Origin of the sequence: uncultured Salinicola sp., from assembly GCF_937921195.1 — a bacterium.
Taxonomy (GTDB): domain Bacteria; phylum Pseudomonadota; class Gammaproteobacteria; order Pseudomonadales; family Halomonadaceae; genus Salinicola.
This window is the reverse complement of the sequence record NZ_CALFQK010000025.1, coordinates 1-15,730: the sequence shown is the minus strand read 5'-3', so window position 1 is coordinate 15,730 and position 15,730 is coordinate 1. Positions and strand designations below refer to the sequence as shown.

The 15,730-nt window shown below is 66.6% G+C and carries 8 protein-coding genes; 3 read left to right on the top strand and 5 right to left on the bottom strand.

Features of this window, described 5'->3' with window-relative positions:
• Positions 1 to 22 precede the first annotated feature (22 nt).
• The 3 genes from Q0602_RS01805 to Q0602_RS01795 all read left to right on the top strand — a co-directional run bounded on the left by Q0602_RS01805 (position 23) and on the right by Q0602_RS01795 (position 3,544).
• Entirely contained in the window at positions 23 to 1,000 is a 978-nt protein-coding gene (locus Q0602_RS01805; RefSeq protein WP_298838022.1) for an NADPH:quinone reductase, read from the top strand.
• Between the two features lie 101 nt (positions 1,001 to 1,101).
• Positions 1,102 to 2,898 (top strand): SLC13 family permease, encoded by a 1,797-nt coding sequence (locus Q0602_RS01800; RefSeq protein WP_298838019.1) that lies wholly within the window; start codon positions 1,102 to 1,104, stop codon positions 2,896 to 2,898.
• Positions 2,899 to 2,968: 70 nt separating this feature from the next.
• Entirely contained in the window at positions 2,969 to 3,544 is a 576-nt protein-coding gene (locus tag Q0602_RS01795) for a septal ring lytic transglycosylase RlpA family protein (RefSeq protein WP_298838016.1), read from the top strand.
• A 116-nt stretch (positions 3,545 to 3,660) separates the two neighbouring features.
• Here Q0602_RS01795 and Q0602_RS01790 read toward each other — a convergent pair whose 3' ends face one another.
• The 5 genes from Q0602_RS01790 to betA all read right to left on the bottom strand — a co-directional run.
• A complete protein-coding gene (locus Q0602_RS01790; protein WP_298838014.1) occupies positions 3,661 to 6,129 on the bottom strand; it encodes an acyl-CoA dehydrogenase in 2,469 nt (822 codons plus the stop codon).
• 211 nt (positions 6,130 to 6,340) lie between these two features.
• A complete protein-coding gene (locus Q0602_RS01785) occupies positions 6,341 to 9,445 on the bottom strand; it encodes an efflux RND transporter permease subunit (protein WP_298838011.1) in 3,105 nt (1,034 codons plus the stop codon).
• Positions 9,442 to 12,621 carry a multidrug efflux RND transporter permease subunit gene (locus Q0602_RS01780; protein WP_298838008.1) on the bottom strand — a complete coding sequence of 1,060 codons (3,180 nt, stop codon included), beginning with the start codon at positions 12,619 to 12,621 and terminating at the stop codon, positions 9,442 to 9,444. Before Q0602_RS01780 ends, Q0602_RS01785 begins: the two co-directional genes overlap by 4 nt.
• Positions 12,618 to 13,862 carry an efflux RND transporter periplasmic adaptor subunit gene (locus tag Q0602_RS01775; protein ID WP_298838005.1) on the bottom strand — a complete coding sequence of 415 codons (1,245 nt, stop codon included), beginning with the start codon at positions 13,860 to 13,862 and terminating at the stop codon, positions 12,618 to 12,620. Before Q0602_RS01775 ends, Q0602_RS01780 begins: the two co-directional genes overlap by 4 nt.
• 271 nt (positions 13,863 to 14,133) lie before the next feature.
• On the bottom strand, positions 14,134 to 15,730 hold a 1,597-nt coding region (gene betA / locus Q0602_RS01770; protein WP_298838001.1), incomplete at its 5' end, for a choline dehydrogenase.

The following is a 15,730-nucleotide window of genomic DNA, read 5'->3' as shown; positions in this document are numbered from 1 at the left end:
ATCAGCCCAACAAGGAAACGTCATGGCCAAGCGCATTCAGTTCGCCCGTACCGGCGGCCCGGAAGTCCTCGAGACCGTCGAGGTCGAGCCGTCCGAACCCAAGGCGGGAGAAGTCAGGGTCAAGAACCACGCCATCGGTCTCAACTTCATCGATATCTATTTCCGCACCGGGCTCTACCCGGCGCCGGCCATGCCGTCCGGGCTGGGGACCGAGGGTGCCGGGGTCATCGACACCGTCGGCGAGGGCGTGACCCATCTCGAAGTGGGGGATCGTGTCGCCTACGCCCAGGGCCCTCTTGGCGCCTATTCGCAGTACCACGTGCTGCCGGCGGACAAGGTCGTCCAGCTGCCGGAGGACATTCCCTTCGAGACCGCCGCCGCCGCCATGCTCAAGGGGCTGACCACCCAGTATCTGCTGCGCCAGACGTTCCCGCTGGAAGGTGGCGAGACCATTCTGTTCCACGCCGCTGCCGGCGGGGTCGGGTCGATCGCCTGTCAGTGGGCGAAGGCGCTGGGCGTCAAGGTGATCGGCACCGTCGGTTCTGCCGAGAAGGCCGAATTGGCGATGAACAATGGTGCCTGGGCGACGATCAACTACCGCGAGGAGAACGTGGTCGAACGCGTTCGCGAGCTGACCGACGGCGCCATGGTGCCGGTGGTGTACGACTCCGTCGGCAAGGACACCTGGACCACGTCGCTGGACTGCCTGGCGCCCAGGGGGCTGATGGTCAGCTTCGGCAACGCTTCCGGCGCCGTCGAGGGCGTCAACGTGGGCATCCTCAACCAGAAGGGGTCGCTCTACCTGACCCGCCCCAGCCTCAACGGCTACGCCGACACGCGCGAACGCTTCGAAGAGATGTGTCTCGACCTTTTCGACATGCTCGAGAGCGGCAAGGTCAAAATCGACATCGCCCAGCGCTTCACGCTGGACGAGGCCGGCAAGGCGCAGGAGGCGCTGGCGTCGCGTCGCACCACGGGGTCGACGATTCTGATTCCGTGAAGTCCGCGAGCTTTGTCGTATGATACCGAAGCCGACGCCGCGATCACGCGGCGTCGGCTTTTTCGGTCCGGGTGGAGTTCGTTCGCACAAGGAGTGTGTCGATGCAGGATGCATACTGGGTCTTCCTCGTACTGGCGTTGACGCTGGCGGCCTTCGTCTGGGGCCGGTTCCGCTACGATCTGGTCGCCATGGCGGCGCTGCTGGCCTGCGTGCTGCTGGGCGTCGTCCCGGCGGACGAGGCGTTCTCCGGCTTCGGCCATCCTGCAATCATCACGGTGGCGGCGGTACTCGTGCTCAGCCGCGGCTTCGAGCACTCCGGCGTCGTCGACTGGATCGCGGAGAAGACCCTCAAGGCGGGGAGCCAGCCGATCTGGCAGCTGGCGGTGCTGACCACCACGGTCATCCTGCTCTCCGCCGTCATGAACAACGTGGGCGCGCTGGCGCTGTTGCTGCCGGTGGCGGTTCGCGTCGCCCGCGAGCACGGCACCTCGCCATCGCTGCTGTTGATGCCGCTGGCATTCGGCTCGCTGCTGGGCGGCCTGATCACGCTGATCGGCACGCCGCCGAACATCATCATCAGCGCCTTCCGTGCCAGCCAGGGGGAGGGCGCCTTTCGAATGTTCGATTTCGCCCCCGTGGGCGGTGGTGTCGCGCTGGCCGGCTTGGCGTTCATGGTGCTGCTGGGCTGGCGCCTGACGCCGCGACGGCAAGGGCAGGCGTCCGCCGACGAGCTGTTCGAGACCTCCGCCTACCTCAGCGAACTGACGGTCGGGGAAGCGTCCAAGGCGGCAGGCTGGACGCTACGACAGCTGCGTGAGGTGTGCGACGAGCCGGTACCGGTCCTCGGCGTCGTGCGGGACGGTAAACGGCTACCCGGCAGCCGTTTCTTCGGCACCCTGCAGGCCGGCGACATCGTGCTGCTCGAAGCGGACCCCGACGATCTCAGGCAACTGGAGGACAAGGCGGGGCTGACCATCGGTGCCCATGAGCGGGACGCCGACGGCTCCGAATCCACCGAGGCGCCTAAGCTGGATACGGAAGATCTGCAACTGGTCGAGGCCGTGGTGCGCACCGATTCGATGATGACGCGGCGAACGGTGACGCAACTGCGCCTGCTCGACCAGCATGGGCTGCATCTGGTCGCGGTGTCGAGGGATGGGACGCGACTGAAGCAGCGGCTGCGGGAGGTGCGCTTCCAACCGGGAGACGTGCTGCTGCTGCAGGGTGGCGAGAACGGGCTCAGCGACAGCCTGGCGGCGCTGGGATGCCTGCCGCTGGCCAGCCGCAAGCTGTCGTTGGGGCAGCCGCGCCAACTGCTGCTGTCGGTCGCGATCTTCGCGGTGGCGATCGGAGCGATGATGTTCGACCTGCTGCCGGCGGCGGTCGCGCTGTCGCTGGCGGCACTGGTCACGCTGGTGCTGGGCGTACTGCCGCTGCGAGAGGGCTACGACGCCATCGAGGGGCCGGTGATCGTGCTGCTGGCGGCGATGTTGCCGGTGGGAACGGCGCTGGAGACCAGTGGCGGAGCCCAGATGGTGGCGGACGGGATGATGGCGCTGGGGAGCGGCTGGCCGCCGGTGGTCACGCTGGTGGCGCTGTTCGCGATCACGCTGCTGCTCTCCAACGTGATCAACAACGCCGCCGCGGCACTGCTGATGGCGCCGATCGCCGCCAGTCTCGCCAGTGGCCTCGATGTCTCCCTCGACCCGTTCCTGATGGCGGTGGCTGTCAGTGCGTCTTGCGCCTTCCTGACGCCGATCGGCCACCAGTCGAACACGCTGGTCATGGGCCCTGGCGGTTATCACTTCCGGGACTACTGGAAGCTCGGGCTGCCGCTGTCGCTGGTCGTCATGGTAACGGCAATTCCCTTGATTTTGCTCATTTGGCCGCTATCGTGAGCCGATCATCGTTTATGATTGTCGGATTCAAGCAGTACGCCATGTTCAGATGACATCAGGTTTCCGAGTGATGACGACCGATTCCACCGACACCATGCCGGGATTTCCCAGACGGTGTCTGTCTCGAAAGGGGCTTTTTGCCGCCGCGGTGACTTCGATCTTGCTGGCGGGCTGCGCGACGAATCAGCATCCGCCGGGATGGAGTCCCCCTCCATCCGGTCAGCCCGCCTCGACCGCGGCCAGCGCCAACCCGGGCTCGAAATCCAGTGCCAAGTCCCATAAGAAGGCGGGGGACGACCAACCCGGCGCGGTCTCGAGTGACGAGCAGGCTCGCGGGGCTCGACCGAGCGGGAAGAAGCGCCTGGGCGAAGCGACCTTCTATGCGTCCTACTTCGAAGGACGGCTGACGGCCAGTGGCGAGCCCTACGACAGCCAGGCGATGACGGCGGCTCACAAGACGTTGCCCTTCGGTACCCGGGTGAAGGTTACCGCGCTGGATTCCGGCGAAAGCACGGTGGTGCGCATCAACGATCGCGGCCCCTTCGTCGATGGCCGCATCATCGACCTCTCCCGAAGGGCGGCGGAGCAGCTCGGCATGGTCCACGAGGGCGCCGCCGACGTCCAACTGCAGGTGCTGGAGCAGTAGCTGCCAAACGATGACCAGACCAAGACGGTGATCAGACCAAGACGGTGATCAGACGAAGAAGCCCCCGTTCAGAACGGGGGCTTCTTCATCTTGCCGACAACGCTGGCCGGGCGCCGCTAGGCGGTGGCCTCGTTCTCGATCTCCGACGTCTCTTGCGCTTCCCGACGCGTGACGAAGGCATCGAAGGCGAAGTCGTCCACCGTCAGCATCTCCAGGACTTCCGCCTCGTGGGCGCGCATGAAGGCGGCATCCTCGTCGTTCAGCAGGCCGGTTTCGTGAGCGGCATCGATCCACTGCTCGGGGTGCAACGCGACCTCCGGCAGCGCTTTCTTGACCCGCGCCTTGTTGAGCGTGCGATAGATCGTCTCGGCCCGTTCGGCATTGGCCAGCAGGGCGTTGTAGCGCGCCAGCGCGTTCTCCTTCTGACCCTCCTCCCAGCTGTCCCAGGTATTGCTCGTCAGCTTGTGGCGCAGCGCGCTGTCCGTGGAGATCGCTCTGGCGATCTCCCGTGTCAGCGTGTCCTGCGGCTTGTGCCAGCGGCGCCCCAGAGGCTGGGTGACGAACGCCAGCGTATTGCCCAAGGCCCGGTTGGGCAGGTTGTCGAACAGATCGACCAGCGCCTGCTCGGCACGGTTCAGCAACAACCGACAGCTGTAGTGGAACAGCGCCGCCTCGTTGTCGACGCGATCGGTTTCGTGCCACTGCTTGAGCACCATCGACAGCAGATAGAGATTGGAGAGCACGTCGCCGAGACGCGCCGAGATCATCTCGCGCTGCTTGAGCTTGGAGCCGAGGCTGGCCATGGCGGCGTCGGCGCACAGGCTGAAGGCGGAAGAGAGCCGCGCGGCATCCTGTGCGTAGGGCGCCGCGATGGCATCGAACGGGACGTTCGGCTTGCCGAGACCCAGTGCCTGGGTGAAGGCGCGTGCGCCGTTGCCGAAGATCAGCCCGATATGGCGGAAGAACAGCCGATCGAAGGCCTCGAAATCGTTGGCATCCTTGGCCGCCAGCTCCTCGAGGACGTAAGGATGGCAGCGGATCGCACCCTGACCGAAGATCATCAGGTTGCGGGTCATGATATTGGCGCCCTCGACGGTGATCGACACCGGGTTGGCGCTGTAGCCGATGCCGAGATAGTTGCGCGGGCCCAGCGTTACCGTGCGTCCGCCGTGGACATCCATGGCATCGGCCAGCACGTCGCGCTGGAACTCGGTCAACTGGCTCTTGAGAATCGCCGACGGTACCGCCGGCTTGACGCCGTGATCGATGGTGTTGGCGGTCTGCATCACGGCGGCCTGGGAGATGTAGGCCTTGGCGGCGATGCGCGCCAGCGGCTCCTGCACGCCCTCCATGTCCGCCACGGCGATGTTGAACTGGCGGCGAATGCGGGTGAAGCCGCCGCTCCAGCCCACCGCATAGCGCCCGATGCCCGCGGCACCGGAAGGCAGGGTGATGCAGCGGCCCACCGAGAGGCACTCCACCAGCATGCGCCAGCCCTGACCGGCCATGTCGAGCCCGCCAATCAGGTAATCGAGGGGGATGAACACCTCCTTGCCGCGGATCGGACCGTTCATGAACGGGCTGCCGATCGGATGGTGGCGGCGGCCGATCTCCATGCCTTCGGTGTCACGCGGGATCAGCGCACAGCTGATGCCGATGTCGCTCTCGCCGCGCTCCAGCAGATTGTCCGGGTCGAACATGCGGAAGGCCAGGCCGACCACGGTGGCGATCGGCGCCAGGGTGATCCAGCGTTTCTCAAAGGTCAGCTTCATCCCCAGGACCTCCTTGCCGTCATGCATGCCGCGGCAGACGATGCCGACATCCGGGATGGAGGTGGCGTCACTGCCGGCGCGGGGGCCGGTCAGCGCGAAGCAGGGGATGTCGCGGCCGTCGGCGAGGCGCGGCAGGTAGTGATCCTTCTGCGCCTCGGTACCGTATTTCAGCAGCAACTCGCCCGGGCCGAGCGAGTTGGGCACGCCGACGGTGCTCATCAGGGTTTCGTTGAACGCGAGCTTCTGCAGCACGGCGGACTGCGCCTTGGCTGAGAATCCCAGGCCGCCGTAGGCCTTGGGGATGATCATGCCGAAGAAGCGCTCCTTCTTCAGGTACTCCCACAGCGCCTCCGGCATGTCGGCACGCTCGCGGGCGATCTCCCAGGCGTTGCACATGCCCGCGGCGACGGAGCATTGATGGTCGACGAAGGCCTGCTCCTCCTCGCTCAGCCCGGCATTGTCGAAGTCGAGCAGGCGCTGCCAGTCGGGACGGCCGCTGAACAGCTCGCCGTCCCAGGCGACGGTGCCGGCATCGAGCGCGACTCGCTCGGTCTCGGAGACCCGCGGGGCGATCTTCTTGAACAGCGCGAACAGGCGCGGCGACAGCCACAGCCGACGAATCGGCTTGAGGCCGCAGACGGCGACGCCGATCGCCGCGATCAACAGCAGCGTACCGGCGACGCCGGCGTCCAGCGCCAGCCCGATGACACCCAACACGGCGAGTACGGCCAGTGCCGCGAGTGCGCCGGCTTCGCGACGCATGACGACCAGACAGCCGATGACGGCCAGGACGATGAGCAGCAGTGTGATCATGACGAGCTCCGAGAGGGAAAACGAAGAATTCAGACGAGCGTTTGAATTTGGTTTTCAGACTAGCGGATCCCACGCCGGCTGACTAGGCCGACGTGCTTATCCTTTGGGCTAGAGCCGCGAGCTACGAGCTATGAGCTACGAGCTAAGAGCTAAGAGCTAAGAGCCACGAGCGACGAGAAGGACTTGCGGGCCGGAGCCCGAAGCCCGAAGCTTACGCCTCGCTGGCACGTCCCGCGCCGATCTGTCTTGGCCGCAGGCGGCGGTGAAGCCTGTCGAGGTAAAGATAGACCACCGGGGTGGTGTAGAGCGTCAGGATCTGGCTGACGATCAGCCCGCCGATGATGGTGATCCCCAGTGGCGCGCGCAGGCCGGCATTCTCGTCGGTGCCGAGCAGCAGCGGCAGCGCGCCGAGCAGGGCGGCGAGGGTGGTCATCATGATCGGCCGGAAGCGGACCAGCGCGGCGTGGCGAATCGCGTCCTGCGGCGTCATGCCCTGGTCGCGTTCGCAGACGACGGCGAAGTCCACCAGCATGATCGCGTTCTTCTTGACCACGCCGATCAGCAGGATGATGCCGATCAGCGCGATCAGGGTGAACGGCGTGTCCAGCGCCATCAGCGCCAGCAGGGCGCCGACCCCGGCGGAGGGCAGCGTCGACAGGATGGTCAGTGGATGGATGTAGCTCTCGTAGAGAATGCCCAGCACCAGGTAGACCGTCACCAGCGCGGCGAGGATCAGCCATGGCATCGCTTCGATACCGCTCTGGAAGGTGCCGGCGCTGCCCTCGAAGTCGACCTGGACGGCGGTGGGCGGGTGAAGCTCGTCCACGGCCTGGCGAATGCGTGCGGTCGCTTCTCCCAGCGACACGCCCTCCTCCAGGTTGAACGAGACCGTCGAGGCGGCGAACTGCCCCTGGTGATTGACCGTTACCGGCGTGGTGCTGCGCTCGACGTGACTGAACGCCGAGATCGGGATCATCTCGCCGTCGCTGGCGCTGACCTGGAGGTCGCCGATGGCATCGGGGGCCTGGCGGTAGGGGGCATCGACTTCCATCACCACGTAGCGCTGTTCGTCGGCATCGTAGAGGCTCACCACCTTGCTCTGGGCGAAGGCGTTGCCCAGCGCGGTGTCGATGGTGCTCATGTCCACGCCGAGACGCGAGGCGGTGTCCCGATCCACGACCAGCCTGGCGGCCAGGCCGTCGCCGCGGTTGTCGCTATCGACCCCGGTGATGCCGTCGACCTGCTGCATCGCCTGCTGGACCTTCCTGGACCACTCGTCCAGCAGATCGAGATCGTCGCTCTTGAGCGTGATCTCGTACTGGGAGGCGCTGCTGGAGCGTCCGCCGATGCGGATATCCTGCAGCGGAAACATGAAGGTGCTGACCCCGGTCAGGCCCTGCAGGCTGGCCATCAGGCGATTGCCGATCGCCTGGGTAGAGCCCTGGCGGTCGGCCTTGAGAGTGATGAACAGCGTGGCCGAGGAGCCGCCGCGGCCCGGGCCGCCGCTCCCCATGAACCCCAGCACGCTGTCGACGGCGGGGTCGGCCTGCAGCCGCTCGCGCACCTGGCCGAGCTTGTCCGAGACGGCGTCGAACGACAGTGCCTGATCGCCGCGCATGGTGCCGAGCAGGCGCCCGGTGTCCTGATCCGGGATGAACCCCTTGTCGACGGCGGCGTAGAGATAACCGTTGAGCACGATCACGGCGACCAGCGACAGCAGCGTCAACCGGCGATGCTTCAGCGCGATATCCAGGGTCGTGGCGTAGCCGCGCACGAAGGCGTTGCCGGTCGCGGTCAAGAACCGCTCCCAGCGGGGCTGTCGCTGGCGTTCCGGGTGCGGTTTCAGCCAGCGGGCGCACAGCATCGGCGTCAGCGTCAGCGACACCAGCAACGACACCCCGATGGCCAGCGACAGCGTCACTGCGAACTCGTGGAACATTCGCCCGATGAAGCCGCCAAGCAGCAGCAGCGGGATGAACACTGCCACCAGCGACACGCTCATCGCGGTGACCGTGAAGCCGACTTCCCTGGCGCCGAGCAGCGCGGCCTTGAATGGCTTGACGCCCTGCTCGATGTGCCGCGCGATGTTCTCCACCACCACGATGGCGTCGTCGACCAGGAAGCCGATCGAGACGATCAGCGCCATCAGCGACAGGGTGTCCAGCGAGAAGTCGAACACCCACATCATCGCGAAGGTGCCGATCAGCGACACCGGAATCGCGACACTGGGGATGATGGTGGCGCGGGCATTGCGCAGGAACAGGAACACCACCAGCACCACCAGCACGACGGCCAGCAGCAGTGTCAGCTGGGTCTCGTGCAGAGATGCCTGGATGCCGGGTGCGCGGTCGAGCTGCACGCTGAGGTTGACGTTCCGGGGCAGCAGGCTGCGCACCTCCTCGAGCCGTTCCCTGACGCCGGCGATGGTGTCGATGATGTTGGCGCCGCTGGCACTGCTGATCACCAGCAGGACGGCGGGAAGATCGTTCTGGAAGCCGACGTTGTAGCGATCTTCCACGCCGTCGACGATCCTGGCCACGTCGCCGAGGCGCATCAGCGAGCCGTCGTCCCCCTTGGCGATCACGATCTGGCTATAGTCGCTCGCCTTCAGCAGTTGGGAGTCGCTCTGGACCTCCCAGCGATGCTCGACGGTCTGCACGAATCCGGTTGGCGACTGCGTCGTGGCCGCGCGCAGGGCACCGGCCACGGCGTCCAGTGCGATACCGGCGTGGTTGAGCTTGCGCGGGTCGATCGACACCCTCACCGCCGGTGAGGAGCTGCCGCCGACATTGACGTCGCCGACGCCGGGCACCTGGGCGATGGGCGGTGCGATCTTGCTGTCGGCGAGGCGATAGAGCTCGCTGGTGGGGAGGGTGTCGGAGGTCAGCGACAGGATCATCACCGGCGCCGAGGCCGGGTTGAGCTTGCGATAGTGCGGCCGGCTGGTCATGGCGCTGGGGAGCAGCGGCTGGGCGTCGTTGATGGCGGCCTGGACCTCCTGGGCGGCCACGTTGATCTCCTTGTCGAGATCGAACTGGATGATCACGCTGGTGGAGCCGTCGGAGCTCGACGAGGTCATCTGGGTGATCCCGGGAATGCGACCCAGCGAACGCTCCAGCGGCGTCGCTACCGTCGATGCCATGGTTTCCGGATTGGCCCCGCTCAGGCTCGCCGAGACCAGAATGGTCGGGAACGACACGTTGGGCAGCGGTGCCACCGGCAGCCGCTCGTAGGCGAGCGAGCCCAGCAGCACGATGGCCAGCGCCAGCAGGATGGTGGCCACGGGTCGGCGTACGAAGGGGGCCGACAGGCTCACGGCGATGCTCCGTCTGGGGTCTCTCCATCACCACGCTCTTCATCACGACCCCGTGCATCGCGTTCGTCGTGCTCATCGTCGTGGCGCCGGGTCCGGCCGAAGCGTACCGCGAGGCGGTCGAAGAACAGGTAGATCACCGGCGTGGTGAACAGCGTCAGCAACTGGCTGAACAGCAGCCCGCCGACCATGGTGACCCCCAGCGGCTGGCGGAGCTCGGCGCCGTAGCCGCTGGCGAACATCAGCGGCATGGCGCCGAGCAGCGCGGCGAAGGTGGTCATCATGATCGGCCGGAAGCGCAGCAGCGCCGCGGTATGGATCGCCTTCTCCGCCGACATGCCGCGCTCGCGCTGCGCCTCCAGCGCGAAGTCGATCATCATGATCGCGTTCTTCTTGACGATGCCGATCAGCAGGATGATGCCGATGACCGCCACCAGGCCGAGCGAATAACCGCCGATCTGCAGCGCCAGCAAGGCGCCGATGGCGGCGGATGGCAGCGTCGACAGGATCGTCAGCGGGTGAATGTAGCTCTCGTAGAGCACCCCCAGCACGATGTACATGGTGACGATGGCGGCCAGGATCAGCCACAGGGTGTCGCCGGTGGAGTCGGTGTACGCCAGCGCGGAGCCGCGATAGGTGAGCGTGGTCTGGTCGCTGAGGGTGTCGGCCGCCGCCCGGTCGACCGCCTCGAAGGCCTCCGACAGCGAGTGGCCGTCGGCGACGGCGAACGACATCAGCGCCGAGGGGAACTGGTTCTGGCGTTGCAGCGAGAGCGGGGTGGTGCGCTCGGTCAGGGTCACCAGGGTCGACAGCGGCACCAGCTCATCGTCGTCGTTGGCGACGTAGAGACGCGACAGCGCCTGCGGTCCGTCGCTATCGGTGGCGTTGGCGGCAAGCACCACCCGGTACTGGCTGGCCTGGGTGAAGATGGTCGAGATCAGGCGCTGGCCGAAGGCGTCGTAGAGTGCGTCGTCGATATCGGCGACGCTGATCCCGAGCCGGCCGGCGCGGCCGCGGTCGATGGTCACCTCGAGCTTGCGCCCTTCGTTCTGGACGTCGCTGCTGACGCTGGCGATGGCGGGAGAGCGTCCGAGAGCCGCGAGCAGCCTGGCGGCGTCGTCGTTCAGCGCCGCGCGGTCGCCCTGGGTCAGGGCGAACTGATAGGGATAGCGACTGATGGTGTCTTCCAGCGTCAGATCCTGCACCGGCTGCAGTGACAGGGTCAGCCCGGGAATGTCGCGGCTCTCGTTGCGCAGCCGTGCCAGTACGCCGTCCAGGTCGTCACGTTCGCCCAGCGGCTTGAGGTTGATCGAGAGGCGGCCGCTGTTGAGCGTGGTGTTGGTGCCGTCGATGCCGACGCTGGACGAGACGCTCTCGACGGCGGGATCCTTCAGCAGGCGGTCGACCAGTCGCTGCTGGCGCGCCGACATCGCCTCGAACGAGGTCGACTGGGTCGCAGTGGTGATGCCGCGGATGACGCCGGTGTCCTGCACCGGGAACAGCCCCTTGGGCGTGGCGATGAACAGCAGGGCGGTGACGCCCAGGGTGGCGACCGCCACCAGCAGCGTCAGCGTCTGATGGCCGAGCACCCAGTTCAGCGCGTGTTCGTAACCACGGGTGAGGCGACCGAACAAGCCTTGACGGCTGCGCACCATGGCTTCGTCGTCCATCTCTTCGCCACCGCTGCCGGCGGCTTCCGGACGCTGCTTCAGCCAGCGCGCGCAGAGCATCGGCGTCAGCGTCAGCGAGACGAAGGCGGAGATCAGGATCGAGATCGCCAGGGTCAGCGCGAATTCGCGGAACAGCACGCCGACCACGCCACTCATGAACACCAGCGGTATCAGCACGGCCAGCAGCGAGACCGTCAGCGAGAGGATGGTGAAGGCGATCTGGCGCGAGCCCTTGAGCGCGGCAGCCAGCGGCTTTTCGCCCTTCTCCACGTAGCGGGTGATGTTCTCCAGCACCACGATGGCGTCGTCGATGACGAAGCCGGTGGCGATGGTCAAGGCCATCAGGGTCAGGTTGTTGAGGCTGAATCCCGCCAGGTACATCGCGCCGAAGGTACCCACCAGCGACAGCGGCACCGCCAGGCTGGGGATCAGCGTGGCCGGAAGGTTGCGCAGGAACAGGAAGGTCACCATCACCACCAGCCCGATGGCGAGCATCAGTTCGAACTGCACGTCCTCCACCGCGGCGCGAATGGTGGTGGTGCGATCGGTGAGTATCCTGACGTCGACATTGGCCGGCAGCGTGTTCTCCAGCGCCGGCAGGCCCCGCTTGATGCTGTCGGCCACGCCGACCACGTTGGCGCCGGGCTGGCGCAGCACGTCGATCAGGATCGCGCCCTCGCGATCGGCCCAGGCCGAGAGGTAGGCGTTCTCGGAACCGTCCTCGACCTTGGCCACGTCCGACAGCCGCAGCACCGAACCACCGTCGTTCTTGAGGATCAGGTCGCGGTAACCGCTCGCCGACAGCAGTTGATCGTTGGCATCGATGCTGTAGGCGCGGTAGGGCCCATAGAGCGTGCCCTTGGCCCGGTTGACGTTGGCGGCATCGACGGCGCTGCGCACCGCGGCGAGATCGAGCCCGTAGGCGGCGAGCTGGCGCGAGTCGACGGTGATGCGCACGGCGGGCTGGTGGCCGCCGGCCAGCTTGACCTGTCCCACGCCGCTGATCTGGGCGATCTTCTGCGCCATGCGGGTGTCGACCAGGTCGTAGACCTTCGTCAGCGGCAAGGTGTCCGAGCTGACCGCCAGGGTCATGATCGGCGTATCCGCCGGGTTGACCTTGCTGTAGCTGGGCGGGCGGGGCAGGTCGTCGGGCAGCAGTGTCTCGGCCTGGCTCAGGGCCGCCTGGACCTCCTGCTCGGCGACGCCCAGGTCGGAGTCGAGCGAGAAGCGCAGCGTGATCAGCGACGCGCCGCCGGTGCTGGTCGAACTCATGTCCTCCAGCCCCGAGATCTCGCCCAGTTCGTCCTCCAGCGGGGAGGTGACGTGAGAGAGCATCACGTCGGGACCGGCACCGGGATAGAGCGTGGTGACCTGGATGGTGGGGAAGTCCACCTCCGGCAGCGACGAGATCGTCAGCAACCGATAGGCCATGGCGCCGGCGATCAGGATCGCCAGCATCACCAGCGAGGTGGCGACCGGTCGCAGGATGAACAGGCGAGACGGATTCATGATGCGCGGCCGTCACCGTCGTCGGTACCGGCAGCGGGATCCGCCACCTCGTCACTCGACTCTCCCGGCAGCGCATCGCTGACCACGCGGACCTTGGCACCCTCGCGCAGGCTGTCGACGCCGTCCACCACCACCCGTTCCCCCGCTTCGACACCGGACGACAGCGCGCTCTGCGAGTTCTGGGTCGCGGCCAGCGTGACGTCGCGCCGGGTCACGGTACCGTCTTCCTTCACCACGTAGATGTAGTTGCCTTCCTGGCCGGTCTGTACCGCCGGCTCGGGGACGATCACCTGGTCGCGGAGGATCTGCGAGACCAGGCTGACGTCGACGTAGGCGTTGGGATAGAGCCCGCCGGTGGGGTTGTCGAGGGTGGCGCGCAGGCGGATCGTACCGGTGGCGCTATTGATGTTGCTGTCGATGCTGCTCAACCGGCCGGAGTAGGTTTCGCCGTCGGTGCCGGTCACGCTCACCGTGGGATGGTCGCCGGCGACCAGACGGCCACGGACGATATCGACATAGCGGCTGGGCAGCGAAAAGATCACCGAGATCGGGTCCAGTTGGGTGATGGTGACGATCGGATCGTCGTCGCCGAGCTGGACGATGTTGCCGGGATCCACGTTGCGAATCCCCGCCACGCCGGTGATCGGTGCGGTGATATCGGTGTAGTCGAGCTGGACCTGGGCGCTCTTGACGCTGGCCTGGTCGCTGGCCACCGTGCCCTGGTACTGGCGCACCAGCTGGCGCTGCTGTTCCAGCTCCTGGCGCGACACATAGTTGGTCTCGATCAGCTTTTCGTAGCGGGCCAGATCTTCCCTTGCCGATGCCAGTTGGGCCTGGTCCTGGGCCAGTTGTCCCTTGGCCTGGTCCAGCTGTGCCTGGTAATCCCTCGGATCGATCCGGGCGATCCGCTGGCCTTTCTGGACCGTTTGCCCCTCCTCGAAATCGACCGAAATCAGCTCGCCTTCCACCCGCGGCCGCACGGCGACGCTTTGCAGCGGTCGCACCGTGCCCAGCGCGGTCAGCTCGATCGGCAGGTCCCCGCGGCTGGCGGCCACGGCGGAGATGGCCGTGGCCGGCATGCCGCCGGCGCTGGGCTGTTGCGGGGATCCGTCGTTGCCCTCTGGCTCGCCGTTGTTGCCGAGAAAATAGTAGGCGACGCTGGCCGCGACGAGGATCAGCAGCAACCACCACAGCCAGCGTGGCGGCCGGCGGGGGCGAGACGACGTGGAGGAGGATGACATGACGAAAGACGTTCCTTGTACGGACTTTGTGACGTGCGCGCTACACGGCTCGAACGAGCTGGGGGTCGGACTAGCGTAAAGCCGATCCCAGTGTAACGGAACACTGTTCGGACAATGCGCAATTAGCGCGTAAATCCTCCCGGGGAGGTGTTCGGGTATCCGGAGCGACCGCGAGGGTCCGTGCCGATGGCGGATTGGGAGGACGGCAGACGGCAAAATGCCCGGCTCGACCGGCCGGGCATGGAAGGGAGGCGATGGCGTCCCGTGGACGTCAGGCGGATCTGGCAGGCGCCTGGCGAGCCGGCGCGCCGTCGGCGACGTAGTAGGGCGCCTCCGAGGCCGGTAGCGGCTCGTGCCCGCGCACGCGGTCGGCGAGCTTCTCGGCGATCATGATGGTGGTGGCGTTGAGATTGCCGGTCACGATCTGGGGCATGATCGAGGCGTCGATCACGCGCAGCCCCTCGATGCCGTGAACGCGACCCTCGCCGTCGACCACGGCATCGTCGTCGCTGCCCATGCGGCAGGTGCCGCAGGGGTGGTAGGCCGTTTCGGCGTGCAGTCGGACGAAGGCGTCGAGCTCCTCGTCCGACTGCACATCCGGTCCCGGCGAGATCTCCCGGCCACGGTAGGCATCCATCGCCGGCTGGTTGATGATCTCGCGGGTCAGGCGGATCGCGGCGCGGAACTCTTCCCAGTCGCGCTCGGTGGCCATGTAGTTGAACAGGATGCTGGGCGCGCTGCGCGGATTCCTGTCGCGCAGTTGCACCCGCCCACGGCTCTCGGACCGCATCGAGCCGACATGGGCCTGGAAGCCGTGGGCCTGGACCGCGCTCTTGCCGTTGTAGCTGATCGCGATCGGCAGGAAGTGATACTGCAGGTTGGGCCACGCCTCGCTGTCGTCGCTGCGGATGAACCCGCCGGCCTCGAACTGGTTGCTGGCGCCGATGCCCTTGCCCAGGAACATCCACTCCGCGCCGATCTTGGGCTGGTTGTACCACTTGAGTGCCGGATAGAGCGACACCGGCTGCTTGCACTCGTACTGGATGTACATCTCCAGGTGGTCCTGCAGATTCTCGCCGACGCCCTTGAGCGGATGCACGACGGGAATGCCGAGTTTTTCCAGCAGTTCCGGATTGCCGACGCCGGAGCGCTGCAGGATCTGCGGCGAGGCGATCGCGCCACCGCACAGCAGCACCTCGCGGCGGGCCAGGGCCTGGCGCGGCTGGCTCTTGTGCAGGTAGTTGACGCCGACGGCGCGCTGATCCTCGAACAGGATGCGGTCCGTGGTGGCGTGGGTGACGATGGTCAGGTTCTCGCGCTGCTTGGCGATGTCCAGATAACCGCGTGCGGTGGAAGAGCGGCGACCGTTGGGGGTCGTCGAGCGGTCCATGGGACCGAAGCCTTCCTGCTGGTAGCCGTTGAGATCCTCGGTGCGTGGATAGCCCGCCTCGACTCCCGCTTCGATGAATGCCTGGTAGAGCGGGTTGTTGCCGGCTTTCGGGGTCGCCACGCTCAGCGGTCCGTCGCCGCCGTGATAGTCGTTGGGGCCGATATCGCGGCTTTCCGCCTTGCGGTAGTAGGGCAGGCAGTCACTGTAGCGCCAATCTTCCAGGCCCGGCTGCCTGGCCCAGTTGTCCAGGTCCAGGGCGTTGCCGCGGATGTAGCACATGCCGTTGATCAGCGACGAGCCGCCCAGGCCCTTGCCGCGCCCGCACTCCATGCGGCGGTCGTCCATGTGCGGCTCCGGGTCGGTCTCGAACGCCCAGTTGTAGCGTTTCCCCTGCAGCGGATAGGCCAGCGCCGCCGGCATCTGGGTGCGGAAGTCGGCGCGATAGCCGGGGCCGCCGGCTTCCAGCAACAGCACGCTG